Origin of the sequence: Burkholderia sp. PAMC 26561 (assembly GCF_001557535.2) — a bacterium.
Taxonomy (GTDB): domain Bacteria; phylum Pseudomonadota; class Gammaproteobacteria; order Burkholderiales; family Burkholderiaceae; genus Caballeronia.
This window is the reverse complement of the sequence record NZ_CP014310.1, coordinates 315229-340176: the sequence shown is the minus strand read 5'-3', so window position 1 is coordinate 340176 and position 24948 is coordinate 315229. Positions and strand designations below refer to the sequence as shown.

The window sequence follows — 24948 nt, the reverse complement described above, 5'->3', positions numbered from 1 at the left end:
CAAATTCCTGTCGTTTTTAAAAGCGACTGCGTGAAAAAAAACCGGCCGGCCTCTTTGCCGTCCCGGCACCAATCTCTGGGAAGGCTGCTGACCTAGATCCGTGACACGAGCGCTTCTTTCGCAAGCGAGTGTTGCGAAGGCAGGAATAGCAATGCAACAAAGAAGGTCACCCCCACTACAGCCACCGTGTACCAAACGCCGCCATAGATATTGCCCGTGCTGATCTGGATCGCGGCCGAAATCGCGGGCATTAACCCGCCGAATAATCCGTTGCCGACGTGATAGCTGAATGACACCGAGGTATAGCGAATCCGAGCAGGAAAGAAAGAGGTCATTGCCGAGGCGAGCGGCCCAAAAATCATTCCGGCGATGCTGCTCAGGCACGCCAGAATCAAGATAATCATCGGGTAGTTCATTGCGCTTTTGTCGGCATGCGCCGGGTAACCGGCCCGAGTCAAAGCGCGCGTCAGACGTTCACCAAAGGCGCGAGCGTCGGACTGCTTACCGGGTACAGCCAATGCAATTACCTGGCCTCCGACGTAGACGATTGCGACGCTTCCTGGTGCCGCTGCACGGTTCGAGTAAGGTGCGCCAGTGCGCACCAACGCGTCTTTGACGATGTCGCACCCCGACGTGCGTTTGGACCTACCTATCGGATTAAACTGAAGCGAGCATTCTGCGGGGTCGGCCACGACTAACACTGGCACGGTTTGCTGAGCTACGTACAGCGCGGGGTTTGCATAAAATGTCAAAGCCTTATAAAGCGGTAAGTAGGTCAGTGCTCCGAGCAGGCATGCACCTACGATGAAAGGTTTGGTGCCGAGTCGGTCGCTTAGCTTGCCGCTCCATATAAATGACGGTAGCCCGAGCATCAGTGCCGTAAGTATCACGAAGTTTGCGATCTGTACGTCGACCTTTATAGTGTTAACGAGAAACACAAGTGAATAAATCTGCGCGCCGACCAGCAGGACGCTTTGCGGCGCTACCATTCCAAACATGGCGATCAAGATGCGGCGCGCATTTGGCCATTGGCCAAGAGTCTCCCGGATCGGCGCCTTGGACAACGTGCCTTGCCGCTTCATCTCGAGGAACATTGGGGACTCCTCCAGCTTTAGCCGAATCCAAACAGAGATTGCTAGCGGCACGATGGAGATCAGAAAGAGCACTCGCCAGCCCCATATCGCGTATTGTTCTTCGGTAAGCAGCGTCCGAGTGCCAAGCACCACCAGCACCGACAAAGCAAATCCCAGCGTTGCCGAGATCTGCAGCCATGCAGTGCTTGCTCCGCGTTGGCCAGCAGGTGCATGCTCGGCAATATAGGTAGCAGCGCCTCCGTATTCGCCGCCTAAGGCAAGCCCCTGCAGCATGCGCATTCCAGTCAGCAGCGATGGTGCGAGTATGCCCACCGTCGCATACGTGGGCAGCAGGCCTATCGCGATTGTGGAACAGCCCATGATCAGAATGGTAGCCAGAAAGGTATGTTTGCGACCAACCAAGTCCCCAAGGCGCCCGAAAAACAAGGCGCCGAACGGCCGCACCAGGTACCCCGTAGCAAACGTCAGGAGCGCAAAAATTTCGGCCGATGCGGGATTGTTGTTGGAAAAGAATTTGGTAGCTATGACCGAAGCTACAGAAATATAAAGGAAAAAGTCATACCATTCGAAGATGGTGCCTACCGTAGCTCCTATAATTACTTTTCGCTGGTGGCCGATACCTCCAATCTTTCCTGTCGTGCCCGCATCACTAACCTGGCTCACTTGTATCCTCCTGTCTCAAATTCTGTTTCAATGTGGGGCCGATGCTAACTAGCTATTTTTTTTCAGAGAAATCGAAAGTCATGATGGGGGCATAACCGGCATGAATATCACACGGTATAACCTAGCCCTGCTTGCTTCCCTGAGCGTCATCCTCGACGAAAAGAACGTGACGCGCGCAGCGGCCCGACTGGGGATCAGCCAGCCCGCCTTGTCGGCACAGCTGGCGACCCTCCGCGACATCTTTGGCGACTCTTTGCTTCTGCCGGGCACACCGGGCAAGGGCATGGTGCTCACGCCGCGTGCGGATCATTTGAGGGAGCCGCTACGTCAGGCCTTGCAAGCGCTCGAACGCGTGATTAGTACCGAGCCCGGCTTTGATCCAGTCTCCGCGCAACGGGTATTTACAGTGGGGGCCAATGACAATGCCAGCGCCATCGTCGCACCGCCGTTAATCCGGATGATCGGAGAGGCGGGTTATGCAGGGATACGGCTTGCGTTTCGCACTATTGATTTCAACCGACTTCCCGAGCAAATTGAGAGCGGTGAGATCGACGTGGCGCTTGTATCGCGCGTGCTTCCGAGCGCGTCGCACGTGCCGTTGCTCCAGGAAGAGTTCAGGATGGCACAGCGCAAGGATCATCCACGTGGCACCGAACCACCTTCGCTAGAAGAATACGCCGCGTTGACGCATGTGATCGTCTCCGGCGACGGCGGCAGCTTTCGCAGTGCAATAGACGACTTGCTGAAGGAACTAGGCTATGCGCGCCGCGTTGGGATGTCGGTCCAATACTATAGTTTGGTGCCGCTGATTCTGCAGACCACCGACCTAGTGTGTACCCTGCCGGCACTTTTTCTCGCGCGCTACGCCGGGTCGCTGTTATCCACGCCACTTCCGTTCGAGGTCAATAAATTTCGGTTGTACGCGACTTGGCATCCGCGCTTCAACGAAGACCCCGGTCATGCGTGGTTGCGCAAACAAATTGATTTGTGTGTAATGATCTAGACACAATGTATTGGACCTGCTGTACCTCAAGCGACGCGGGTTAAGCTTGAGGCTCCGAAGAACCGAAGGCTCAGAGCCGCAATTGAGGAGAGCAGGTCGTGAAGAAGTTTAGCAAGTTCGTTGGGATGGATGTTCACAAGGCGACGATTGCGGTTTCTGTAGCCGATGCGAACGGAGGTGAAGTTCGCTATGTTGGGGAGATTGCCAACACACCGGAGGCGATCGAAAAGCTGGTTCGGCAGTTGAGAAAAGGAGACGCGCATCTCTCGTTTTGCTATGAGGCAGGCCCATGCGGATATGGAATCCAACGGCAGCTCAGTGACCTCGGCTGGGATTGCCAGGTTGTCGCACCGTCTCTTATTCCAAGGAAAGCAGGCGAACGGGTCCTTCGGTGCTCGCGTTGTTGATGGCGGCATCAATGCGCCCAAGGCGCTCGATGGTGAAAGCGACCAGACGCTCGACATCCGCTTCATGGCGCACGTCGGCACAGAAAGAGGAGCGCTCCACCCAGTCCCTGCACCGCACGCGACGCGATCAAGACGAGCGGCGTACCGGCAAGCCGCCCGCGAGCAATGCACCACCATACAACGGCAGTGCTGCGATAAACGCGCGACGCCGGCCAAACGCATCGCCGAGTCTGCCGCCGAGTAGCAACAGGCCACCTAACGCCAGGGCGTAGGCGCTCACCACCCATTGCAGGTGATGCGGAAAAAGGCCAAGCTGCTTTCCAATCGAAGGCAACCCGACATACACAATGTTGTAATTCACCGCGATGAAGAACTGGGCGGTCGCGAGCACCGCGAGCGTCAGGGCGGGATAACGCGGGTGCGTGGTCATGGGGGACCTCGTGGGTCAGGCTGCGTCGGTTTCGGTGACGGCGATTGGGTAGTCGATATAGCCGCGCGCATCGCCGCCGTAGAAGGTGGTGCGATCGTACGGCGTGAGCGGAAGGTCATCGCGCAACCGCGCCGGCAGGTCAGGGTTCGAGATGAAGTGGCGGCCGAAAGCGACGAAGTCCGCGTCGCCGTTGCGCACAATCGCCTCGGCACTGGCCCGGTCGAAGCCGCCCGCCGCGATGATCGTGCCGTGAAAGCGCTTGCGCAGATGTTGGGCGGCGAGCGGCGGCACATCGGCCTTGACGGTTTCGGTGCCCCTGATGCGCGGCTCAACAATATGAAGGTACGCGAGCCCGAAGCGGTTCAACTCGTCTGCGACATAACCAAAGGTCGCTTGCGGGTTACTGTCGTGCATGGAGCCATAGGTTCCGCTCGGGCCGATGCGCACGCCGACGCGCCCCGGTCCCCACTCTGCCACGGCGGCTTCGGTAATCTCGAGCAGAAAGCGCGCGCGGTTCTCAATAGGGCCGCCGTAGATGTCGGTGCGCAAGTTGGTGCCGTCCTGCAGGAACTGGTCGGGCAAGTAACCGTTTGCGCCGTGGATCTCGACGCCATCGAAGCCGGCTTCTCGAGCGCGCTGGGCACCTTGACGGAATTCATCGATAACGCCGGCGATTTCGTGCGTTTCCAGTGCTCGGGGCATGGAGAACGGCACGGGACCGCTTTCCGCATACGCGTCGCCCTCCGCTTGCAGCGCTGACGATGACACGGGCGCCGCGCCATTCGGTTGCAGCAACGGATGCGATTGGCGACCCACGTGCCAGAGTTGCAGGAAGATCAGGCCGCCCTTTGCATGAACGGCGTCAGTGACCTTTCGCCAGCCATCCACTTGCGCCTGGGTATAGATGCCCGGCGCCTTTGCGTAGCCATATCCGCGCGGTGAGACGGGCGTTGCTTCCGAGACGATCAGGCCGCCATCGGTCGTACGCTGAGCGTAATACGCTGCCATCAGGTCATTAGGGACGTTGCCATCGCTTGAACGCATGCGTGTGAGCGGCGCCATCACGACACGATGCTTGAGCGAATACGGGCCAATTGCAGCGGCTGAAAAGAGTGAGTTCATGACAGGCTTCCTGGTAAGTGCTGAAGAGTTGTCCTTCGGTGAACGGACTATGGGCGTCAAATCCTTCGAGCGGCAGACCGGTAGCGGCGATATCATTCATTCCCGGAGGGAATAGCCTCACAAGCTGGTGTCACAAGCGCACGCACATCATCGAAAGAGGAACAGCATGGACAGACTGACAGCGATGGAAACATTCGTAACTGTGATCGAGGCGGGATCGTTCTCAGGCGGCGCACGGCGGCTCAACGTCGGGCAACCGGCGGTGTCGAAGTCGATCGCGCAGCTCGAGGACCGGCTCGGCGTGCGTTTGCTGCTGCGTTCGACGCGCGGATTGTCGCCGACGGATGCTGGCCAGCAGTTCTACGAGCGCGCTAAACGGGCAATAGAAGAAGCGGATGAAGCGGAGAATGCGGCACGTGGCTCAGGCGCAAGCCTGTCGGGGCGTCTGCGCATTTGTGCGGCTGTGACGTTTGCGCGGCTGCATATTGTCCCTTCCATGAAGAGTTTCTTGTCAGCGCATCCTGGTCTAACCATCGAAGTGATCCTTGATGACCGAAACGTCGACCTGATGGAAGAAGGTATCGACGTGGCGCTGCGCATGGGTGCGCTCGCGGATTCGAGCATGACCGCGAAAAAGGTGGGACAAAGCCGGCGCCATGTTGTCGGCACGCAGGCTTACTTCGACGAAGCCGGAACGCCCGTGGTGCCCGCGGACCTGATCGCACATCAGGCCATCGTGTATGAACAACGCGGTGGCGGGACGGCATGGTCGTTCAAGCGCGATGCGTCGGAAGTGGCGGTGGCCGTTTCGGGACGCATGCACGTGAATGCGGCCGAAGGCGTACGCGCGGCGGTGCTCGCCGATATGGGCGTCGCGATTACGTCCGAATGGATGTTCGCGCCCGAGTTGGCAAGCGGCGCGGTGACTGCTGTTCTTGAGGACTGGGAATTGCCGCCCGTGGATTTATGGGCGGTTTTTCCGACGGGGCGAGTCGTTAGCGCCAAGGCGCGAGCGTTCGTCGCTTTTGTCGAGGCTACACTCGCCGAATAGGCTATTGCCTAGGTCACTGTAGGATACCTTCGCCTTGCCGTGCGTCGGTGATCAAGCCTAGCGTGATGGCCGAAAATGGTTAGCGCTTGCTTGCATCTAAAATCGGCGTTGATTTCAGCGATTCAGCGAGCCTCAGACGAGCGCCTTGCCGATCGATGCGCCGCCATCCACATACAATGTTTGACCGGTCATGAAGGCCGCATCGTCGGACAAAAGAAATTCGATGGTCGCGGCGATCTCATCGGGCTTGCCGAATCGATTCATTGGAACTGACGCAAGGTATCGGCGTTCACCGGCGCTTCCCGGACGATTGTTGACGCGAAACAGCTCTGTCTCGGTCGGACCGGGCGATACAGCGTTGACCGTGATGCCCGTTGTCGCCAGTTCCAGCGCCCATGATCGGGAGAAGCTGACGAGCGCCGATTTTGCTGCCGCATACGCTGTACGTTCGACCATGCCGAGCACGGTCAGGCTTGATATATTGACGATGCGGCCCCAACCCTGCGACTGCATGTGCGGGAGAAGCGCCTGCGCTGCCTGCACCGCCGGATGCAGATTCAATGCAAGGACTGCGTCAAGATCATCAAGCTCAATGCTTCCCAAAGCTTGCGGGCGAACGAGACCGACGTTGTTGACCAAGCCATCGAACTCGTACTGCCTGATCAGTTGCTTCAAGGCTTTGTCGGTGGCAGTGTGATCCGACAGGTCGACGGGGATCAGCTCACCGGGAAAGCTCGGTTCATCCCCGTGACGCGCCAGGCCGACAACTGTGTGGCCGTTGCGGGAAAGGCGCTCTGCCAACGCCCGGCCAATGCCCTTGCTTGCGCCAGTAATCAGGAAAGTACGGGATGTCATGTTCGCCCTTTTTTAAAAGATGGTCCGACGCTCATGGGCACGAGCGTCGAATACGCTTGTCTCTTCGTTCAGAGGGCCGCGCCAGCACGGGTACGCAACGCCGGCAACATGTCCTGCGGCTCCGGCCGATGCGTGTAGTCAGGATTGACTTCGGAATACAGAATCGTGCCTTCCTGGCCAACTACGTAGCGAGCAGGCATGGGTAGCGTCCAGCTGTCGTCGCCGTTGAAAGCCGGCAGGTCGTTCTTGAGCAGCTTGTACAGGTCGACCAGATAGTCTGGCAACGCGAAACGGATACCGAAGGCTGCGGCGACGTCGTTACGTGTGTCGCTCAGGATTGGAAAGCTCAAGCTGTTTGTGCGAACGGATTTACGGCTGTTAACCGCGTTCTGCGGCGAGATCGCGACGAGGCTTGCACCGACCGCCTTGAATGCCGGCAGCGCTTCTTCGAGGGCCTGCAATTCGAGATTGCAGTACGGGCACCATACGCCACGATAAAAACTGATGACGAGCGGCCCTTGCTCCAGCAGTTGAACTGATGAGACCGGGTTGCCTTCGGGATCCAAGAGTGTGAATTCGGGCGCGGCGTCGCCTGCCTTTAACGCACGGCCGGCCTGGCCAGAAGCGATCAGCTCGGCCGTGGCGCGAGCCATGATCGGATGAATCTCCGCGGGGGCGAAGAAGGGGGCCTTACCGGCCTTGAAGTCCGCCTTGAAGGCGTCGAGTTTCGCTTGGAGGGACATCACTTTTCCTTGAATTGAGTGACGGCGGGAGCCTGGGCTCCTGCGCTTGAAGATCAGGCTGCGACCGCAACCGGCTTGGTCCACTCGTTGCCTGCCATGAACGCGTCGAGCTTCGTGTGGACAATGTGGTTCGTGTAGTTGCTCATCACCTTCGTCGCCACGCCGAGTACCACTTCCAGCACGTTCTGACGGGTGTATCCGGCTGAAATGAACGTGGCGACGTCGGCATCGGCGACAAAACCGCGTTCGCGAACAACAAGGGTCGTGAAGCGATGCAGCGCTTCGAGCTTTGCATCAGGGATTTCAGTGCCGGCGCGAAGCGCAGCGATGACGCCTTCGTCCACCTTGATCATCTTGGCAAGCGTGGTGTGCCCTGCCATGCAGTAGTGGCAGTTGTTCTCGAAGTTAGACGTCAGATACACGACTTGCTGTTCATGCGGCGTCAGCGTGCTTTTAGAAAACAGGTCCCACAGCGCGGAGTAACCGGCGAGAAGTTCCGGTGATTCGGCCATGTTCGCTTGCAGGTTCGGAACGAAGCCGAACGCGCCCTTGACAGCGTCAAGAACGGGTTTCGATGCTGCCGGAGCGCTTGCGTTCGTATATACGGTGAAGTCGGTCATTTTTTTGTTCCGGTGGGTAAGACGCTGGATTGCGTATGGCTGATAGTGTCTTAGCGATCCGGAAATAAGAAGGCGGCCCGCGTTCATAACAGTCATTCCCGTGGGGAATGGTCGGCGAGCGTTAATTGGGGAAACCTTGACAACTGCGGATGCCGAACGGCTTGGTGGGTGTTTTCGCCGAGGGCGACACTTATGCCGGAAAGCGAGTTGCGACGGCGTCGCTTTGCGACTCGCGCGGGCATGTCCCACGAAAACAGTTCGGGCGACCCAGCCGCCAAGTGACGCGTTCAATGGATCCGGCTCGCGGATAGTTTGCGCTGACTTAGAACCTGCCTTTGGCGATAAAACGGATAGGTTCGAAAGTCCGTTATCGGGGACTGCGAATGTCTCTAGAAGGTCGTCAAGAGGCATTCGCTCTTCCTGACAACAGCCGTTCGACAAGTTCGCCTCGCGCTGAAAAACAGAACTGCGGATGCGTAGCAGACCACGCTGTTGAGATAAGCCGGGCGGGCTCAAAACTGAAGCGCAACACCAAAGCGTATAAGGTGTTGTAATGCACAAAGCGAATCAGTACGAGCAGTTGCAAGCCGAGGAGCGTCTAGAGATCGCAAGCCTGCGTCAACGGGGCTCGAGTATCCGGGCCATGGCCCGCATACTCGGACGCTCAGCCTCTACCCTCAGCCGTGAACTGAGGCGCAATAGCTCTGTGCTCGGTTATTTCCCAGCGGCGGCGCACGCGCTCAGTTCGGCCCGACGAGCGGACACGGTCACCACGCCCAAGCTTGGGCCTCACAGCGCCTGCTGGAGGGTCGTCCTCACGCTGCTCGAGTGGCGTTGGTCACCTCAGCAAATCTCTGGAGTTCTCAAGCGTATGTTTCCGACCGATCCAACTTTGCAGGTCTCGCACGAAACGATTTACACGACCATCTACGCTCACCCAAGCGGAGAATTACGGCGCCAACTCATTGCTTGTTTGCGTCGTGCTCACCGCGCCCGTATGTCGCGCACGCGGGGTAATGATCGCCGCTGGCAAATTCCCAATATGGTCAGCATTCACGTGCGCCCACCTGAAGTCGAGGATCGCGTTATGCCCGGGCACTGGGAGGGCGACTTCATCAAAGGCGAAGGCAATCGCTCCTCAGTTGGCGTGTTGGTGGAGAGGACCAGCCGTCTGGTACTGCTGGCCAAGATGCACGATGCCACAGCCGAATCTGCGCTGGCCGGCTTCTCGGCCAAGCTCAACTCGATTCCCGAACACTTGCGTCAAAGCTTCACTTACGACCAGGGGCGTGAACTCTCACGACATCAAGAACTTGCCGCTCAAACTGGCGTGAACGTCTAATTTTGCGATCCACATAGCCCGTGGCAGCGCGGAACTTGTGAAAATACCAATGGCCTGTTGCGCGAGTATTTGCCCAAAGGCACCGATCTTTCCGTGCATAGTCAGGCAGACCTCGACATCATTGCCGACAGCTTGAACAACCGACCTCGTTCCACACATGCGTTTCATTCTCCCTTCGAGGTATTCGCCGCGACGCTACAAGCAGCGGATCTAGCAACGTCATCTAAACATTAACCTAGCTGTTGCACTTCGACTTGAGACCGCACTCGAAGGGGTTCGACTTTCTGGGGCAGAACGTTCGGAAGTATCGTAACAAGCTGCTTATCAAGCCATCGAAGAAGAACGGTCATGCGTTTCTGAGGAAAATTCGCTCGATCATCAATGAAAACCGGACGGCCAAGCAACAGAACCTGATTGGCCTGCTAAACCCGGTGACCAAAGGATGGGCGGACTATCATCGACATTTCGTCTCCAAGAGAGTCTACGCGCGCGTCGATTCAGAGATATGGCGGGCGGTGTGGCAATGGTGCTGTCGCTGGCATCCCAACAAGGGACGTCGATGGATCAAGCATCGTTATTTCGATGCATTGGAAAACGGGATTGGATCTTTGCTGCGCAAACGGGTGAGTAACGCCCAGATGGCAAGCCAACCGTGACGACGCTTCGTTATGCGGCAGAGATACCCATCCGGCGGCACATTAAAATCAAAGCAGAGGCGATCCCTTTCACCCGGCTTGGGAAGGTTACTTCGAAGATCGTCAAGGTTTCAAGATGTTCAACTCGCTCATGGGTCGGAAGAAGTTGATTCGGCTTTGGCCTGCTCAATAAGGCATCTGCTGTGTCTGCGAACAACGCATAACCAAAGACGCAGGCTGGCACGTTCACCACATCGTCCGTCGTGTTGACGGCGGAGGTAGGGGTCTGGGGAGCAATTAAACAGGGAAGTCAGTTAAGTCCGGCGAACTCACCTGACGTAGAGTTCGAGGGCAATGTCCTGTCGAGGCCGCGCTATGTCCCTTCTGGCTGATGAGCGAGAGTCCAGTACACGGTTGGGCGGGAAACCGAAAACAGCTTTGCTAGATCTGCAACTTTCAGCGATACATGGCGGGGAAATTCGAGCGCGATCTGACGCCGATAACGCGTGCTGCGGGTGGTTTCGACGCGTATCTAAGGGCAGTTCACGACGGTTGTTTATCAAGTCCACCACTGATCATCTTGCGGTTGCAAGTGCGCTAATCGTGGGCGCCGGGCGCCCGACCCGGACCCGCAACGCATTCCGCTTAACACGCAGCGTCTTCTGCGCTGATTCTTTCATTTTTCTTTTTTATCCAAATAAGAGATTACTGAAATTATGACGGGCCTTATGGAAACGCTGATCAATGCGTCTGCGGTCCGCATTAAGGACGACGCATGCTGCAATTGTTAATTGACGAACAAATTCGAAGGTAAGAAGAGAACTGCGCCCGTATTTGGGCCTTATTTCCTCCATTTTTCACACACTTGACGGATTGCTCCCGTGCGTCGACAGCAGCTGTTTTTTTGCGATCACCAAATTCGCGAGCGCAAACAGACTGAACAGTTGCGCGGTGTTCTTGGCCAGTCCTTTGTAGCGAACCTTGCGATGACGAAACAGGTTCTTCACGACATGAAACGGATGCTCGACTCGCGCGCGGATCTGTGCCTTGGTGCGTTCGAGCGCGATCACCAGGTCCTTCAGCGGACCTTCTTGCATCGCTTTGATCTTTCCGAGTTTGGCAGCCACGCGCCAATTCACCGTCGCGCCCTTCATCTCGTCGCGTTTGTCTACTCCAAGGTAGCCCGCGTCGCCGAACGCGTCTTCTTCATGCCCGTGCAAAAGGGCGTGGGCCTGCGATACATCCGACACGTTGGCCGCCGTGCCCACCACGCTATGTACAAGTCCAGAATCGGCGTCGACTCCGACGTCGGGTAGCGGCAGCGCATTGCTGCGCCACCGCCCCCTAAGAACCGGACGTGCGGATCGCCCCGCATCCGGCTCAAGCCATTCCCCAGCCCCGATAGTAGGACCGAGCAATCAATCATCGATCACGGCTGCACGACGAGCAAAGTAAGACGACCACGCAGGATCAAAGGGATTTGCCTGCCCACGTATCTTCACGTGGCGAACAATTGAAATCATCGTGGCTCGGAACAACCGAATTACGCCGCGATCTGTAGTCCGCGCCGTAAATGCCCAAGTACGATTTCCCTCTACCCTGAAGTATCTGTTCTTCACCCACCCCGTGCCTTTATTGGGATGCCGACGCATTGCCCATTTCCATAAGAGGCGCCAAATGTGAGCATCTATCGACGTGAAGCGAGACTTGGAAACCACATGACGGTGATACATGGCCCAACCTCGAATCACGGGGTTGAGTTGTAAAATAAGATTCGTCTGTGTGGAGCTTCTGTTCTGCTTCACGATTTCCCTAACCTTTTCCAACAAGGCTTTCACGTTCTTGTTGGCCGGTTTGATGAGCAGCTTACCGCTGTACTTACGTACATTCTGCCCAAGGAAATCGAACCCATCGGCGATGTGAGTGACTCTGGTTTTCTCTTCCGAGAGTTCCAGACCCCGAACGATCAGGAACTGCTTGATCGCAGGGAGTACGTTTTGTTCCAGAATCTCTTTCGATACTCCGGTTACGACGAAGTCGTCAGCATACCGATTGACGTTGACTTTGACTTTGCGGCGCGCGCGTGGCGTCGGCCCTATGCTGGCATCTACTGCCGCCTCAAGTCCGTCCAACGTCATATTTGCGATGACCGGCGAGATGATGCCCCCTTGCGGAGTTCCCGCCTCAGTCGCGAACAGGGTGCCTTTGTCGATAAACCCGGCCTTAAGCCATCGCCGTAAGACCACCTTATCCATTGGTATATGTTTGAGGATCCAGTCGTGGCTAAAATTATCGAAACAGCCACGGATGTCTCCCTCTAAAATCCACTCTGGCGACTTGCGCTTTGCCAGCGTAGTAAAACAATATTCAATCGCGTCGGCGGTCGAACGTTTGGGCCGAAACCCATACGAGTTTGGATCCGCCAAGCTCTCCGCAATGGGCTCCAACGCGAGCTTCCATAGCGCCTGCATGGCTCTGCAAAGCATGCGGGGAATTCCTAACGGACGCTTCTTGCCGTTGCTCTTTGGGATGTAGATGCGTCGAAGCGGCAACGCACGATAACCGCGGTGTTGCATCGCCTCCATCCCTTTCCATTTGGCCGCCGGAGTTGGCCAAATCTTGCCGTCAACTCCCGGCGTTCTCTTGCCGCGATTTTCTGTCACCCGTTTCACGGCTAGCATTTTGCCGCTATGCGAGCGGGTCAGCAGACGCTGCAAGGCACCTACTTTGCCCCATCTGCCTTCCTTGGTTGCCTGAGCGATACGTGCCTGGAGTCGTTTCACCTCGTCCTTGATGCGAGGCCAATCAGCCTGACTCCACATCCTGGTGGGGCGCGAGGGTGCACCAGCGCCGAGCGACGTTGCTTGCGCAGTATCGTCGATTGCCGTCATCTGCTTTCCCTCGTATAACGATTGATCAAGTTCTCTCGCCATGAATGACCACACGGAAGTCTGCCCGCTTTCGCGTCCGGCCATCGTGCAGCCGGTATCCATCCCATTACAGGAGGGCGTTCGCTTTTTCCGCAATCCTTTACCCGCAGCACCAACAGCGTTCCTTGCGGTTCGCCTGCCGTCGCCGGCAGCACTACGGGCTTACCCTGTTCCGCAAGAATTTCAGAGCGGGGCGGACCCCTCCTATCCGCCGACGGCATACTGTCCATGATGGCTCAGCCCACAGAGGCCATACCTTGCCGCGTGCCATTTTGGCTCAAGCCTGTCAGCACATTTGGCTTGTTCAATGATGACGACGTTTGTAGAGGTTCACTTATGTTGGTCGTTACCGCTCGTTCCTAGTTCCTCACCGCCCTTGTGCTGGCAGATTCTGCTTCCCCTCGCGGGTCTGCGTACCGATAATATCGGTGGTTACATTGTCCCCAGAGCTTCACACCGAGCCGTTACCAGCTCCGCATGTCTGGGTAGGAAACGGCTGATGGAACAGCCGGTTCAATCGCAACGGATCACGTTACGTCGAACAGAAATTCAAGCGACTTTCAGGTCGCACATGGGCCTTCATGCCAAAATGCCACTCGTTTCCCTTCTTTGTCTGGTGCATCTCCGGGTCACGGCTCTTCTGAGCGTTCTTGGTCGACGGCGGCGCTTCGATGATCGTCGCGTCGACCAGCGTGCCTTCCTTCATCATCAGTCCGCGCTCACACAGCGAGATGCCGATCTCGTCGAACAACTTGCGCGTAAGCTCATGCGCGATCAGCAGACGCCGGAATTTCAGCAGCGTAGTCGCGTCGGGCGCGTTCTCGACAGCCAGATCAATGCCGGCGAACGCGCGCATTGCAATGCTGTCGTACAGCGCGTCTTCGAGAGCTTCGTCCGACAACCCGTACCACTGCTGAAGGAAATAGATTCGAAGCATCCGCTCAAGGCCAATTGGTGGGCGGCCTCGCTCGCCCTTCGGATAGTACGGCTCAATGACCGACAGCAGTCGCGACCACGGCACCACCTTTTCCATCTCGCCCAGAAAGCGTTGGCGCTTGGTCACGCGTTTCTTGCCCGCGCTTTCCGCTTCTGCAAAACCGATTTGCCGCTTCATCGTCGTGGGTCCATTCCGTGAAGTTCCTTCTACAACGTCCACGGCTATGCCGTCGATGACCACTCAGTGAAATTAATCAGTGTTTCCTTAGAATTCCCATTTTTGAGATTTAATGACGGCTGCTTGTGTAGTAGACTAACTTCACTATTTGTTGCGAGCCGTCCCCATGTCCACGTCAGACCGCGCCTTCGGTGCCCTTAAGTTGTTCACGCTTGAAAAACCGTCCTGGACCGCAGAGTAAATAGCCAACGCGATGGACGTCTCGCCTGCGACGGTCTACCGGTTTATTCGCGCGCTTGAAGAGGCGGGGCTTATCGCGCCGACCGGGGCAGGCGTGTATACGCTGGGACCGGCAATCATCTAGCTCGATCGTCAAATCCAACTAACGGACCCATTGCTGTCTGCGGCCGCTCCCGTCATGGAGGACTTACGTAAATATGGACCTGACGGATCGGCCGTTTTGCTGTGCTGTTCATTCGGCGAAACTGTTCTCTGTATGCGTCAGGTCTTCACGGCAGGCCCTCAGCCGCTGGTCAGCTACGAGCGCGGCAGGCCGATGCCTCTTTTTGCCGGGGCCACGTCCAAAGTTATCCTAGCAAACCAGCCACCGCGCTGGCTGCGCGCCCTTTACGAGAGTCACCGCGACGAGGTGTCAGCGGCGAATCTCGGAAACACGTTCGAAGAATTTCGTCGCGTGCTTGGCAATATTAAAAAAGCGGGCTACGCGATCACGCGGGCCGAGATCGATCGTGGGCGAATAGGCATCGCGGCACCGATCCTAAATGAGGATCGCCGCGCAGTAGGCAGTTTGAGTTATGTCGTGAGTGACGAGGTTGAAATGCGGGCGTGTCAACGGCTCGCGACGATCGCGCAAAGCGGCGCGCAAGAAATCGAGGCGACTCTAAATGCTGGTGGCCACGACAACCCGGGAGAACAACGGCGACCGCCCGCCGGTAGCGATCTGAGTTTGAAAGCGACCGTTCCGGCCGATGCCCTTCTCAGTTCAGATTAACGACGGCCGACAGCTCGTGCAAACCGCGACTGCCCGAATCATGACCATCCCGGCCGCTCTACAGGCATTGCGTAGCCTGCGCATTATTAGATGTGCTCGCCGGCGCCATTTTTACGGCCATCGTGGCTTCGCCTGGCAACCGTGATGTCTTAACAGCACGAATGCAAGCGCTGCTATCCGGCCAACAGCGCGGAGTACTCGCGGCGCTCATCGCCCTCATTGCGGTGGGCCGTCGTCAGGCGCTCACCAGCACCGCACCCACGACTGCCTTGCGTGAGTTCGCCGATTCGCTCATAGAAGCCACTGTCAACTACCAGATGACGAGCGATGTGACGGCGTTCGCTCGTAGCTTGTCGACTTGTGCAGCCGCGGCGAGAACCGATCCGCCGGGGTCGCCGAGAGCAATTAACGCGAGTTGAATGAGATGGACGCTCCCCACCTAACGGGTATTTGAGGTTAAAGGCACCGCCGCGACGGAATTGCAAAATAGGAAGATCATATTAGTTTCGCCGGTTAATCAAAGGGGATCCGTCATGACACATACCGCCGTTGGTGTGGATATCGCAAAGAACGTGATGCAAGTTCACTGGGTTGATCCTCGGACTGGCGAGGTCGTAAATCGACCGGCGGTTTCAAGGGTGAACTGCAACAGGGGGTCAATGTTTAGAGCTTGGAGGTCGGCTTGCTGAAGCAAGGGTCGCAGCGAAGACCTCGAATGGGGAATGGAACGCGTGAGTGGCGCGCGGGCGGCTGTTCAGGCTGTCGGCGATCGCGTCGAGTTCGTTCTGACTGTAGACCGATAGGTCCGAGCCTTTAGGCAAATACTGGCGCAGCAACCCGTTGGTGTTTTCGCAAGTACCGCGTTGCCAGGGACTGTGCGGGTCGCAAAAGTACACGTTCACGCCGGTGGCGGCGGTGAGTTCCTGATGGCGCGACATTTCTTTGCCTTGGTCGTAAGTAAAGCTTTGCCGTAACGGCGCCACAATCGAATTGAGTTTGGCGGAGAAGCCCGCTAGCGCTGACGCGGCGGTGGCGTCCTCCATCTTGGCAAGCAGCACCAGACGGCTGGTGCGCTCGACCAGAACGCCGACAGAGGATTGGTTGTTCGCACCCTTGATGAAGTCGCCTTCCCAGTGACCTGGCAGTAGTCGGTCTTCAATTTCGGGCGGTCGCACGTGGATACTGACCATGTCGGGAATCTGTCCGCGCCGGTCTGTGCCCCGAGTGCGTGGCATGCGCGTGCTGTGGCCGTGGCGCAGGCAGGCAATGAGTTGGCGGCGCAGTTCACCGCGCGGCTGAGCATAGATAGCCGTGTAGATGGTTTCGTGCGAGACGTGTTGGGTCGAGTCGGTTGGATACATGCGCTTGAGTGTGCCCGATATCTGCTGGGGCGACCATTTCCACTCAAGCAGGGTGAGAACAATGCGCCAGCAGACGCCTTGCAGGCAAAGCTTGGCGGGGCGGCGGGACGCACTGCGGCGTGCGCTGCTAAGCGCTGCAGCGGGCACCGATGCGTAGCCAACAGAAGAGCTGTTTCGCATTAGCTCACGGCTGATAGTTCCCGGTGAGCGCCCGAGTATGCGAGCCATGGCTCGCATACTTGAACCCTGCAGATGCAAGCTTGCAATGGTCAGGCGTTCTTCAGGTTGCAGTTGCTGGTATGAAGTTTTTTCGGGCATTGCGACACCTTATACGAGACAGGTGTTGCAGTTCAAATTTGAGGCCGCCACCGATAAAGCGAGCTGCTTTTCTCGAGTATTTTGCCAATCGCTCGCCCTGTCTGAATGAAATGAACGCGTCCCACCCCGTGAGCCAGTAAGCGGAGGAAGGTGGATCCTCATGGGCTAATGGCATCGATACGCCCAAGGTGCAAAATGCGAGTTTTCACAAGCAACCGGAGGATCCAATCATGAACTGTACGGCAGTGGGTGTGGATATCGCCAAGCACGTGTTCCAGGTGCATTACATCGATCAGGAAACTGGAGAGATAGTGAACAAGCCGATCAAGCGGGCGCAGTTTCTCGAGCACTTTGCAAACCGTGCTCGTTGCCTCATCGGAATGGAAGCGTGCGGTGGTGCGCACCACTGGGCCAGGCAGCTTGTAAAGATGGGCCACGAGGTCAGACTGATACCGGCGGAATTTGCCAAGGCGTTTAACATTCGCAACAAAAACGATGCTGCAGACGCACGGGCGATCTGGCTGGCCGTGCAGCAACCAGGCAAGCCGGTAGCGGTGAAGACCGAGACGCAGCAAGCGATGCTTGCACTGCACCGGATGCGTCAGCAGCTCATCAAGTTTCGCACGATGCAGATCAACAATCTGCGTGGGCTATTGACGGAGTACGGCGAGGTAATGGGCATGGGTCGTGGGGCTCTGGACAAGGCGATTCCGGGGTACTGGCGCGGGTTGCCGAGCGACTGCCTGCGGTGGTGATCGACACGCTGCGCGAGCAGTGGAACGGGTTAACGAAACTCGATGAGCAGGTTGCGCAGATCGAGCGTCGGATGCGCGAGTGGAAGAAAGAGGATAAAGCGGTCAAGGCCATCAGCGAGATTCCTGGCGTGGGACTGCTGACAGCAACCGCAGCCGTCGCGATGATGGGCGATCCGAAGGCATTCAGTTCGGGCCGGGAATTCGCTGCGTGGGCCGGTCTCGTCCCAAAACAGACGGGGTCAGGCGGCAAGATAAACTTACACGGCATATCGAAGCGCGGCGATGCGTATCTGCGCACACTGTTGATCCACGGTGCACGAGCAGTATTGAGGCATGCAAAGGAAGCCGGTACGTGGGTCGACCTAATGATCAAGCGGCGACCGAAGAATGTCGTGATCGTGGCGCTAGCCAACAAGATGGCGCGGATGATCTGGGCGGTACTGGCCCACGACAGGCCGTACCAGAAGAATTATGTGAGTGCGAAGCTCGCCTGATTGGCGCACGTGACATCAGAGATTAACGTTTAACCCAGAGTGAGCGTCAAAAGGTTGCGCAGCAATCGAGTGTGATGACTAGTCAGGTAGGACCTGGGACTCGCTAAACCTGTATCCCAATCCGAGCTTCGAGCTCGTTGCCTGAATGAGGAGCGAGTCAGCGAATTTCATACGGGCCCGCGGCGGCAGTACCGGCTGCATGAAGGCCGGATAGAGAGCTGCAACCCATCCTGTCAGCCTGAACACACGAAAACTGTTGCAAAACGGGACGCGTTCATAGAGATTGGTATGGAGTCGTGTAGCGGGTCACAGCATTGGGCGCGACAACTGGTCCAGATGGGTCACCAGGCAAAGTTAATGCCGGCAAAATTCGTGAAAGCATTCAATATTGGAAACAAAAACGATGCTGCCGACGCACGTGCCATATGGATGGCAACACAGATGCAAAGCAAGCCTGTGGCAATAAAAACGGAGGCTCAACAAGCTGTCCTAGCGTTGCATAGGATGCGGCAGCAGCTCATCAAGTTTCGGACGATGCAAATCAATAGTCTGCGAGGCTTGCTCACCGAGTACGGCGAAGTCATTGGCACCGGCCGCGCTGCTTTGAACAAAGGCATAATCGGAGTTTTCGCCCGACTATCAGATCGGTTGCCTATGATGTTGATCGACACGCTTCGCGAGCAGTGGAACGGGGTTGATGAGATCGATCGGCAAGTCGCGCAGATTGAACGGCGCTTACATGAATGGATGAAGAGCAACGAGGCCGTCAAGGCGATTGCAGCCATCCCGGGCGTCGGATTGCTTAGCGCGACGGCGGCGGTGGCGACGATGGGCGACGCAGGGACATTCAGGTCCGGCAGGGAGTTCGCGGCTTGCCTTGGTCTTGTTCCCGCGCAAAGCGGCTCCGGAGGCAAAGTGGCGTTACTCGGCATAAGTAAGCGAGGCGATACCTATCTTAGAACTTTACTCGTGCATGGCGCTCGAAGCGTTATCTATCATGTCAAAGAACCCGGGTTGTGGGTGGAACAGATGAAACTACGGCGTCCACTGAATGTCGTCATAGTAGCCATGGCAAACAAATTGGCTCGAATAATATGGGCTGTGCTGGCCCATCAAAAGCCTTATCAGAAAGGTCACGAGAGCGTTCGACCCATCTGATCACCGTGTGTAAAGGCACAATACTGTAGGAAGGGATGGAGTGTCCAAAGTTGCGGCGGTATTTGAGTGTAATGACAGAGCAGGTCGGACCTGGGATTCACCAAGCCTGAAAAATCGTTTGAGTCACTGAGCTCGTGAGTTGAATGAGGCGTGAATCCGCGAATTTCATAGGGGCCCGCAGCGAAACAGGCTGCAATAAGGCCGTATGTAGAACTGCAGCCCATCCTGTCCGTCACGCACTAAAAGGCCTGGCGCAAAGGGGGCGTCCATGTAGACGATTTTAAGTCGTTCGGAGTGTGCTTAACAATGTCAACTCGAATCAGCGCTTCCTTGCTGTACATGGTTTCCGGATTGACAGAATTCCGTCGAACGACGCATCCCTCACTGCATGCGCCCCTTTCCATACTGTCGCGATGTCGACAAGCCCGACGCGACGATTGGTTTGCGCCTGTAGCACACGCACAAGGTTCGGGTCGGTCATCGGGGTGAGCGGATGATTGCGCATGCCGAATTCACTCAACAGCGCATCACCGACGTACAGATATCCTTTATAAAGTCCGCTTGCTCTCCGGGAGCGCTGGACACGCGATCACGAAGTCGACGTTTAAGGCATCAGCGAGCGCATCTGCGACCGGACCGAGTTTGCCTTGGGGGGGTGAATCGAACGTTGAGTCGTACTTGAAAAAAAGCTGTTCGCACCCTGCCATTTTCAGCCACTCGAATGTTTCCAGTGACTCCCGGACCGCATGTTGAGGGTCGACCGTGCGGGTTTTCAACGCATTACAATCGCGTCCGTGTCAAAAAGCGCCATGTCAGCGGGCACGCCGATCGTCTGCACTGTACGCATTCCACCACGCACCAGCGTGGTGGAAAGATCCGTCCCACCGATGAAATCATCAGCGATGCAACCAAGTAGTGTCTTGCTCAATTTCGTCTCCCTAACTGTCTACCTGCCTTATCCCGCAGCGAAACCAAAAAGCTTCGTTGCGTTATCGACCAGGAGCTTGTGACGCAGTCCACTATCCGGCGCCCAGCGTTTGACCAAAGAAAAATTGCGCCCTTCGTCTTCTGCTCTAAACGCCTCGACGTCGGTCGGCTTGGCGTTAGCCGGCCGTTCGCTGCCTCCGGTATGCGGCCAATCACTGCCCCAGATGACTTGATCGGGTGCGCCCTCCACCAGGGTCCGGCCAATCGCAACGGTATCAGCATAGCCAGGCCCAAGGAGCGAGATCTGATAAGGACCTGACAACTTCACGAAGACCTTTCGAGATTGCATTAGACCGATTAGCGAAGACATACCTTCCTGCTCTGGTCCATCCGCACTCTTCGCCAATCCGAAGTGATCAATGACGACAGCGTGAGGCTGTGTTTGAATGCGTGTGGCAAGCTCCGCAATGATCGGCAATGCCGCGTAAATCTGGATGATGAGATCGCGGTCATCCAGAGTCTGAACCGTCTCTTCGAGGCGGGAAATGGCGCTGTTGAAGTTGCGGTCCTTCCCCACCTCGAGATTGATTCGAACGCCGACGACTCCACCACCCATCAAATCGTCTAGTTGTTGCCCTGAAAACCCTTTGTCGATAACGGCTACACCACGCGCGTCAGGGCCCAACTGTTTTAGGGCATCGAGGAGGCACGCGTTGTCAGTGCCATAGACACTAGGTTGCACACACACCGTGAACCTTGCTTGAATTGCCGCGTGGAATTTCCTTAAGTCCTCACCTGTAGCCGAGGCCGGGGTGTACCGTCGCTTGGACGAATAGGGAAACTTCACCGGGTTGAAGATGTGGCAATGGGAATCCACAACATTCGCCGGCACCTTGAAGCTAATGGGCGACATGTGCCCCAGTTCTTTGCCCATGACTTTCTGAACACCCATTAGCGATGTTGCACCGAGTACCGCACCGGAAGCAATTAGCCATTGCCGGCGATTGACCATGCCCCGTCTCCTGAGCTTGCTTCCCCGGAGGGTCAGCCATATTTTTGATAGTTCTTGTCGGCACCTAAACGCCGCGCCCGCCCCTGCTTCTAGCCAGCGATGACCTTCGCTACTTCGTCGCCAAACGCCTTACAACCAAATTCGCCGCCTAGGTCAGGGGTGCATGTCTTGGGGTTTTCGAGGACCTTGTCGACCGAGGCATCCATTGCTTTGCCAGCCTCAACAAAAGCCGGCTTGCCGTGGTGCTCCCCCATCCATTGAATCAACATAGCGACAGACAGGATCATCGACACCGGATTTGCGTTGTCGGTGCCTGCAATATCCGGGGCCGAGCCATGTTGTGCCTGGGCACAGCAATGCGTGTCGCTTGCCATCACGGACCCGGCCAAACCGAGGCTGCCCGAGAGTTCGCTCGCCAGGTCGCTGATGATGTCGCCGTAGAAATTGGTTGCAACCAGAACATCGAATCGCTCCGGACTACGTACGAGATGTGCCGTCGACGCATCAACCAGCAGGTCATCGAGCTGGACTTCGGGAAAGTCCTTGGCGACCGCGCGCACGCATTCAAGGAACAAGCCGTCCGTCATGTGAAAGCTATTTGCTTTATGTATTGCCGTGACTTTTTTTCCGCGCTTCATTGCCAGTTCGAACGCACGACGCGCAATACGCTCGCTGCAATGACGCGTGATCTTACGCACCGAGAGTGCCATGTCCGGGCTAGGCATCATTTCTCCCCAGCCTTTGCTCATGTTCCGATCCGGATAGAACCCTTCAGTCGCCTCACGCATGATGACAAGATCCATGGTCTTGCCTTCGCGCATGTTCGACGTCAGAAATGGGCGAGTGCGAGCCGGCCGCACATTCGCATAAAGATCCAGCCCAATGCGAAAGCCCGCCGACACATTACGGCCGCCCTTTTCTGGAACGGGATAGTCGGCGTGAGATTGCGTACCGAGAATGATGCCGTCGTAGGTCTTGGCCTTTTCGAGCACTTCTTCCCGAAGCGTGGTGCCGTATTTTTCAAGGCTGACAAAGCCCACTTCCTCGAAGTCGAAACTCAAACCCAGACCGAACTTCTTGTCGGCAGCCTTCAGGACTGCCATGGCAGCTGCGGTAATCTCCGGGCCAATGCCGTCGCACGGCAAAACCAATATACGCATTTGATTCTCCAGAAAAGTTGGCCTTACATCAGAACAGCAAAGCATTTATCATGAAGTAATTGTACTTTATATCCTCACGATACAATCTAGGGGTTTGTGCTTACCCACCCAACAAACCATGCCAGACGCGGAGCTGGCGATCCTGCGCTTGAGGAGAATTCATGCTGAAAAGACCATGCAAACCGGACTATCGCAACCGATTGAAAAACCGTTTGCCTTGAGCCGACCCGACAATAGATCGATGTTGAAGCCGACTATGCTGTCATTGTCCTCATTCAAGGCAAAGAGCACGCGATTGTCCTGAGCGAGCGCCAAGAAACGAGGCGTTCGACCTTGCGATGTAGTGACTTCAAGAAAACGTAGTCATCCCGACGAATCGTCATTTTCGAACGCAGCAATACTGTCCATACCGCGGTTCGACGCGCCAATTTCGGATGCACGGTTGTTGCCGGTGAACGTATCAGGCAAGGTTGATAACACCTGCAAGGGATCCAGGTTGCCACTCAATTCATCGTAGCGATACGCGGTAACGGTTGAGTCAAGTTCGTTCACCGGATAGACAAACGGCGCATGAGGATGAAACGAGGCATGTCGCGGCCCGGATCCGTTGCGGGCAACGGCAAACGGCACGGCCGCAGGTTCCGGTTTTCCGTTAACAAAACGGAATACGTTGGTTCGATCCGTACCCTTGTCCGGCACGATCACAAATCGGCCGGCGGGATCGAACAAGTTGAAATGCGGCTTGGATTGCCTTTGTTCAACACGATGCGGTCCGACGGGACCTTCGATCTCGACCAATTGAGAGAGCGACTCCAATCGGCCATCGGCTGCGACGGGTACTACTGCAAGGCTTGCACCAATGTGATTGGACACGACCAGATAGCGCCCGGAGGGATCGAAGGCAAGATGCACCGGGTTCTTTCCTCCTGTGCTTTGTTGATTTAAGAATGTCAACGTGCCGCTATCGTGATCGATGGCAAAGGCACTTAGCTCGTGCTCGTCCCCGTGAACGGTGTAAAGAAACCGCCCATCCCGACTGAGCGACAGAAACGAGGGGTTCATGAGGTCTTCGACGACCTGCACGAGTTCAAGCGTGCCCCAGAGCGAATCGAGCCTGAAGACGCTAATTCCCTTTCCGCGAGCGTTGCGTTCTTTGGAGGTACGCGAACCAACATAGGCATACATGGCATCGTCCAGTCAGCATCAATGTTCCCCTCGTCCTATGCATTTTCCCAATGCACTCCGCTGGACGCGGGTTGAGCAGATATTGTATTTTACAGTTTAATGATGCAACAAGAACGGCATCGGAGTCGGCGATCTTTTACGCGTCGAACAGGCCTGCAAACTTACGTTTCCGGGCCAATCGGTATGAGGCGTTTCGATACGGTTGAGCCCTTCGCCAGCACCGACGTCTCATCGGCTTTTCGGTTCTGCACTCCGTCGCCTGGCTTCTTACGTCCGACAATGAGAATGACCACGCCGCTCAATGCGAGCCACCCGCCAAGCGCGGCCAATGCCCAGACATACGAATGCGTCGCCTCGCGAATCCACCCGGTCATGTAGGGACCGACAAATCCGCCGAGATTGCCCACTGTATTGATAAAAGCAATACCCGCTGCTGCGGTTGAACCGGAGAGCATGGCTGCCGGCAACGTCCAGAACACCGTGTTGGATACCCAAAGGCCTGCCGCAGCAACACAGAGGCCGGCCATGGCAAGCCACGGGTTGCCTGCGATGGCCGCGACTACGAACCCAGCGGCGCCCAGGAATGCGGGCAACGCAATATGCCACTTCCGTTCCCCGGTTTTGTCGGAATGTCGACCGATAGCGATGCTTGCCAGCGCAGAGAAAACATAAGGCACCGCAGACACAATTCCCGCTTCGACCGTACTTAACGACCCAAGGCTTTTGACAATCTGCGGCAGCCATAAAGTGATGCCGAAGAACGCAAGCAAGACGCAGAACTTGGAGAATGCGAACGCAAGCGTGGGACCATGAGTGAACACGTCCGCCACGCGAACCGGGCTGCCCTTCTTACCGTCCTTCGCTCGCATTTCCTCGCCTATCTTGTTGATTAACCAGTCTCGCTCATCCGTCTGAAGCCACTTCGCGTCATGGGGTCGCTCGGTCAACCAAAACAAAGTGACAAGCCCAATGATGACCGCTGGAATTCCTTCGATGATAAATAGCCATTGCCACCCGGCGAAACCGCCAAAATGATGTGAATAGTGCAAGATGGTTACCGAAAGCGGACCACCTAAAACAACCGAGATCGGATTCCCAAGCATGAACACAGTGATCGCTTTCCCGCGTTCCTCGGCCGGGAACCAGCGCATCATGTAGAACAGCAAGCCTGGAAAGAAACCGGCTTCAGCTACTCCAATTAATGCGCGCAGCGAGAATAATGTCCACGCGTTAAACACGAAGGCCATCAACGTTGCCAGGATGCCCCAGGTGATCATGATTCTCGCGAGCCAGACGCGTGCTCCCACTTTCTGAAGAATCAGGTTGCTTGGAATCTCGAACGCAACGTAGCCAACAAAAAGGATCCCGGCTGCTAACCCATAGACGCTTGGACTTAGCCCCAGATCCTTGTTCATCTCCAGAGCTGCAAAGCTGATGTTCACACGATCCAGAAAATTGATTAAAAACATCAATATCATGAACGGAATGAGCCGCCGCGAGACCTTGCTCATTGTCCTCTGATGAATCTCCGACTTCATGTCATCTCCTTGCATGTAT

Annotated in this window: 17 protein-coding genes and 8 pseudogenes; 10 read left to right on the top strand and 15 right to left on the bottom strand. The window is 56.5% G+C overall.

Going from position 1 to position 24948, the window contains the following annotated elements; translation table 11 throughout:
• Window positions 1–92: 92 nt before the first annotated feature.
• Window positions 93–1757 carry an MFS transporter gene (locus tag AXG89_RS32140; RefSeq protein WP_236873569.1) on the bottom strand — a complete coding sequence of 555 codons (1665 nt, stop codon included), beginning with the start codon at window positions 1755–1757 and terminating at the stop codon, window positions 93–95.
• 100 nt (window positions 1758–1857) lie between these two features.
• Here AXG89_RS32140 and AXG89_RS32135 point away from each other — a divergent pair, with 100 nt between their 5' ends.
• Both AXG89_RS32135 and AXG89_RS32130 read left to right on the top strand, forming a co-directional pair.
• Entirely contained in the window at window positions 1858–2760 is a 903-nt protein-coding gene (locus AXG89_RS32135) for a LysR family transcriptional regulator (RefSeq protein ID WP_062174663.1), read from the top strand.
• 98 nt (window positions 2761–2858) lie between these two features.
• Window positions 2859–3146, top strand: a pseudogene (locus AXG89_RS32130) (IS110 family transposase); the annotation flags it as partial.
• 148 nt (window positions 3147–3294) lie between these two features.
• On the opposite strand, the gene AXG89_RS32125 reads toward AXG89_RS32130, so the two are convergent.
• On the bottom strand, window positions 3295–3597 hold the full coding sequence (locus AXG89_RS32125) for an MFS transporter (RefSeq protein ID WP_062174661.1): 303 nt from the start codon (window positions 3595–3597) through the stop codon (window positions 3295–3297).
• A gap of 15 nt (window positions 3598–3612) precedes the next feature.
• Entirely contained in the window at window positions 3613–4719 is a 1107-nt protein-coding gene (locus AXG89_RS32120) for an alkene reductase (RefSeq protein ID WP_062174659.1), read from the bottom strand.
• 166 nt (window positions 4720–4885) lie between these two features.
• On the opposite strand from AXG89_RS32120, the gene AXG89_RS32115 reads away from it, so the two are divergent.
• The gene (locus AXG89_RS32115) at window positions 4886–5770 is read left to right on the top strand and encodes a LysR family transcriptional regulator (RefSeq protein WP_062174656.1); all 885 of its coding nucleotides are present in this window, start codon (window positions 4886–4888) and stop codon (window positions 5768–5770) included.
• Window positions 5771–5902: 132 nt separating this feature from the next.
• On the opposite strand, the gene AXG89_RS32110 is transcribed toward AXG89_RS32115, so the two are convergent.
• The 3 genes from AXG89_RS32110 to AXG89_RS32100 all read right to left on the bottom strand — a co-directional run bounded on the left by AXG89_RS32110 (window position 5903) and on the right by AXG89_RS32100 (window position 7988).
• Entirely contained in the window at window positions 5903–6625 is a 723-nt protein-coding gene (locus AXG89_RS32110) for an SDR family oxidoreductase (RefSeq protein ID WP_062174655.1), read from the bottom strand.
• Between the two features lie 68 nt (window positions 6626–6693).
• Complete coding sequence (locus AXG89_RS32105) at window positions 6694–7368, bottom strand: peroxiredoxin-like family protein (protein ID WP_062174653.1); 675 nt, start codon at window positions 7366–7368, stop codon at window positions 6694–6696.
• Window positions 7369–7421: 53 nt separating this feature from the next.
• The gene (locus tag AXG89_RS32100) at window positions 7422–7988 is read right to left on the bottom strand and encodes a carboxymuconolactone decarboxylase family protein (protein ID WP_062174651.1); all 567 of its coding nucleotides are present in this window, start codon (window positions 7986–7988) and stop codon (window positions 7422–7424) included.
• 553 nt (window positions 7989–8541) lie between these two features.
• On the opposite strand from AXG89_RS32100, the pseudogene AXG89_RS32095 reads away from it, so the two are divergent.
• Together AXG89_RS32095 and AXG89_RS32090 are read left to right on the top strand one after the other, a co-directional pair.
• Window positions 8542–9564 (top strand): annotated as a pseudogene (locus AXG89_RS32095) (IS30 family transposase).
• An 8-nt stretch (window positions 9565–9572) separates the two neighbouring features.
• A complete protein-coding gene (locus AXG89_RS32090) occupies window positions 9573–9986 on the top strand; it encodes a group II intron maturase-specific domain-containing protein (protein ID WP_062174649.1) in 414 nt (137 codons plus the stop codon).
• Between the two features lie 836 nt (window positions 9987–10822).
• Here AXG89_RS32090 and AXG89_RS32085 read toward each other — a convergent pair.
• From AXG89_RS32085 to AXG89_RS32070, 3 genes and pseudogenes are all read right to left on the bottom strand, one after another.
• Window positions 10823–11272 (bottom strand): annotated as a pseudogene (locus AXG89_RS32085) (transposase); the annotation flags it as partial.
• Window positions 11273–11383: 111 nt separating this feature from the next.
• A complete protein-coding gene (gene ltrA / locus AXG89_RS32080) occupies window positions 11384–12856 on the bottom strand; it encodes a group II intron reverse transcriptase/maturase (RefSeq protein WP_062174895.1) in 1473 nt (490 codons plus the stop codon).
• Between the two features lie 607 nt (window positions 12857–13463).
• Window positions 13464–14009, bottom strand: a pseudogene (locus AXG89_RS32070) (IS5 family transposase); the annotation flags it as partial.
• Between the two features lie 253 nt (window positions 14010–14262).
• Between AXG89_RS32070 and AXG89_RS45105 the strand changes: the two are divergent.
• The 3 genes from AXG89_RS45105 (at window position 14263) to AXG89_RS32060 (ending at window position 15440) form a co-directional block, all read left to right on the top strand.
• On the top strand, window positions 14263–14373 hold the full coding sequence (locus tag AXG89_RS45105; RefSeq protein WP_442861774.1) for a hypothetical protein: 111 nt from the start codon (window positions 14263–14265) through the stop codon (window positions 14371–14373).
• A gap of 54 nt (window positions 14374–14427) precedes the next feature.
• Window positions 14428–15021, top strand: coding sequence for an IclR family transcriptional regulator domain-containing protein (locus AXG89_RS32065; protein WP_236873568.1), 594 nt, complete (start codon window positions 14428–14430; stop codon window positions 15019–15021).
• A 161-nt stretch (window positions 15022–15182) separates the two neighbouring features.
• Window positions 15183–15440 carry a hypothetical protein gene (locus tag AXG89_RS32060; protein WP_162916184.1) on the top strand — a complete coding sequence of 86 codons (258 nt, stop codon included), beginning with the start codon at window positions 15183–15185 and terminating at the stop codon, window positions 15438–15440.
• A gap of 237 nt (window positions 15441–15677) precedes the next feature.
• Here AXG89_RS32060 and AXG89_RS32050 read toward each other — a convergent pair whose 3' ends face one another.
• Window positions 15678–16700, bottom strand: coding sequence for an IS30 family transposase (locus AXG89_RS32050; RefSeq protein ID WP_062174646.1), 1023 nt, complete (start codon window positions 16698–16700; stop codon window positions 15678–15680).
• A 230-nt stretch (window positions 16701–16930) separates the two neighbouring features.
• Here AXG89_RS32050 and AXG89_RS32045 point away from each other — a divergent pair.
• Together AXG89_RS32045 and AXG89_RS32040 are read left to right on the top strand one after the other, a co-directional pair.
• Window positions 16931–17949, top strand: a pseudogene (locus tag AXG89_RS32045) (IS110 family transposase).
• 282 nt (window positions 17950–18231) lie between these two features.
• Window positions 18232–19107: pseudogene (locus AXG89_RS32040) on the top strand (IS110 family transposase); the annotation flags it as partial.
• A 379-nt stretch (window positions 19108–19486) separates the two neighbouring features.
• Here AXG89_RS32040 and AXG89_RS32035 read toward each other — a convergent pair.
• From AXG89_RS32035 to AXG89_RS32015, 5 genes and pseudogenes are all read right to left on the bottom strand, one after another.
• A pseudogene (locus AXG89_RS32035) lies at window positions 19487–20035 on the bottom strand (four-carbon acid sugar kinase family protein); the annotation flags it as partial.
• A gap of 27 nt (window positions 20036–20062) precedes the next feature.
• Window positions 20063–21046: an amidohydrolase family protein gene (locus AXG89_RS32030; protein WP_062174640.1), complete on the bottom strand. Its 984-nt coding sequence runs from the start codon at window positions 21044–21046 to the stop codon at window positions 20063–20065.
• An 89-nt stretch (window positions 21047–21135) separates the two neighbouring features.
• Complete coding sequence (locus AXG89_RS32025; protein WP_062174638.1) at window positions 21136–22206, bottom strand: isocitrate/isopropylmalate dehydrogenase family protein; 1071 nt, start codon at window positions 22204–22206, stop codon at window positions 21136–21138.
• A gap of 159 nt (window positions 22207–22365) precedes the next feature.
• Window positions 22366–23391 (bottom strand): annotated as a pseudogene (locus AXG89_RS32020) (lactonase family protein).
• Between the two features lie 161 nt (window positions 23392–23552).
• Entirely contained in the window at window positions 23553–24929 is a 1377-nt protein-coding gene (locus AXG89_RS32015) for an MFS transporter (protein WP_062174636.1), read from the bottom strand.
• Between the last annotated feature and the right edge of the window lie 19 nt (window positions 24930–24948).

Bases quoted from the DNA above. Each gene is read 5' to 3' on its own strand.
- AXG89_RS32120 (WP_062174659.1), bottom strand. From the start codon at position 4,719: ATGAACTCACTCTTTTCAGCCGCTGCAATTGGCCCGTATTCGCTCAAG.
- AXG89_RS32025 (WP_062174638.1), bottom strand. From the start codon at position 22,206: ATGCGTATATTGGTTTTGCCGTGCGACGGCATTGGCCCGGAGATTACC.
- AXG89_RS32125 (WP_062174661.1), bottom strand. From the start codon at position 3,597: ATGACCACGCACCCGCGTTATCCCGCCCTGACGCTCGCGGTGCTCGCG.
- AXG89_RS32110 (WP_062174655.1), bottom strand. From the start codon at position 6,625: ATGACATCCCGTACTTTCCTGATTACTGGCGCAAGCAAGGGCATTGGC.
- AXG89_RS32060 (WP_162916184.1), top strand. From the start codon at position 15,183: ATGCAAGCGCTGCTATCCGGCCAACAGCGCGGAGTACTCGCGGCGCTC.
- AXG89_RS32050 (WP_062174646.1), bottom strand. From the start codon at position 16,700: ATGCCCGAAAAAACTTCATACCAGCAACTGCAACCTGAAGAACGCCTG.
- AXG89_RS32065 (WP_236873568.1), top strand. From the start codon at position 14,428: ATGGAGGACTTACGTAAATATGGACCTGACGGATCGGCCGTTTTGCTG.
- AXG89_RS32115 (WP_062174656.1), top strand. From the start codon at position 4,886: ATGGACAGACTGACAGCGATGGAAACATTCGTAACTGTGATCGAGGCG.
- AXG89_RS32105 (WP_062174653.1), bottom strand. From the start codon at position 7,368: ATGTCCCTCCAAGCGAAACTCGACGCCTTCAAGGCGGACTTCAAGGCC.
- AXG89_RS32030 (WP_062174640.1), bottom strand. From the start codon at position 21,046: ATGGTCAATCGCCGGCAATGGCTAATTGCTTCCGGTGCGGTACTCGGT.
- ltrA (WP_062174895.1), bottom strand. From the start codon at position 12,856: ATGACGGCAATCGACGATACTGCGCAAGCAACGTCGCTCGGCGCTGGT.
- AXG89_RS32135 (WP_062174663.1), top strand. From the start codon at position 1,858: ATGAATATCACACGGTATAACCTAGCCCTGCTTGCTTCCCTGAGCGTC.
- AXG89_RS45105 (WP_442861774.1), top strand. From the start codon at position 14,263: ATGGACGTCTCGCCTGCGACGGTCTACCGGTTTATTCGCGCGCTTGAA.
- AXG89_RS32015 (WP_062174636.1), bottom strand. From the start codon at position 24,929: ATGAAGTCGGAGATTCATCAGAGGACAATGAGCAAGGTCTCGCGGCGG.
- AXG89_RS32100 (WP_062174651.1), bottom strand. From the start codon at position 7,988: ATGACCGACTTCACCGTATATACGAACGCAAGCGCTCCGGCAGCATCG.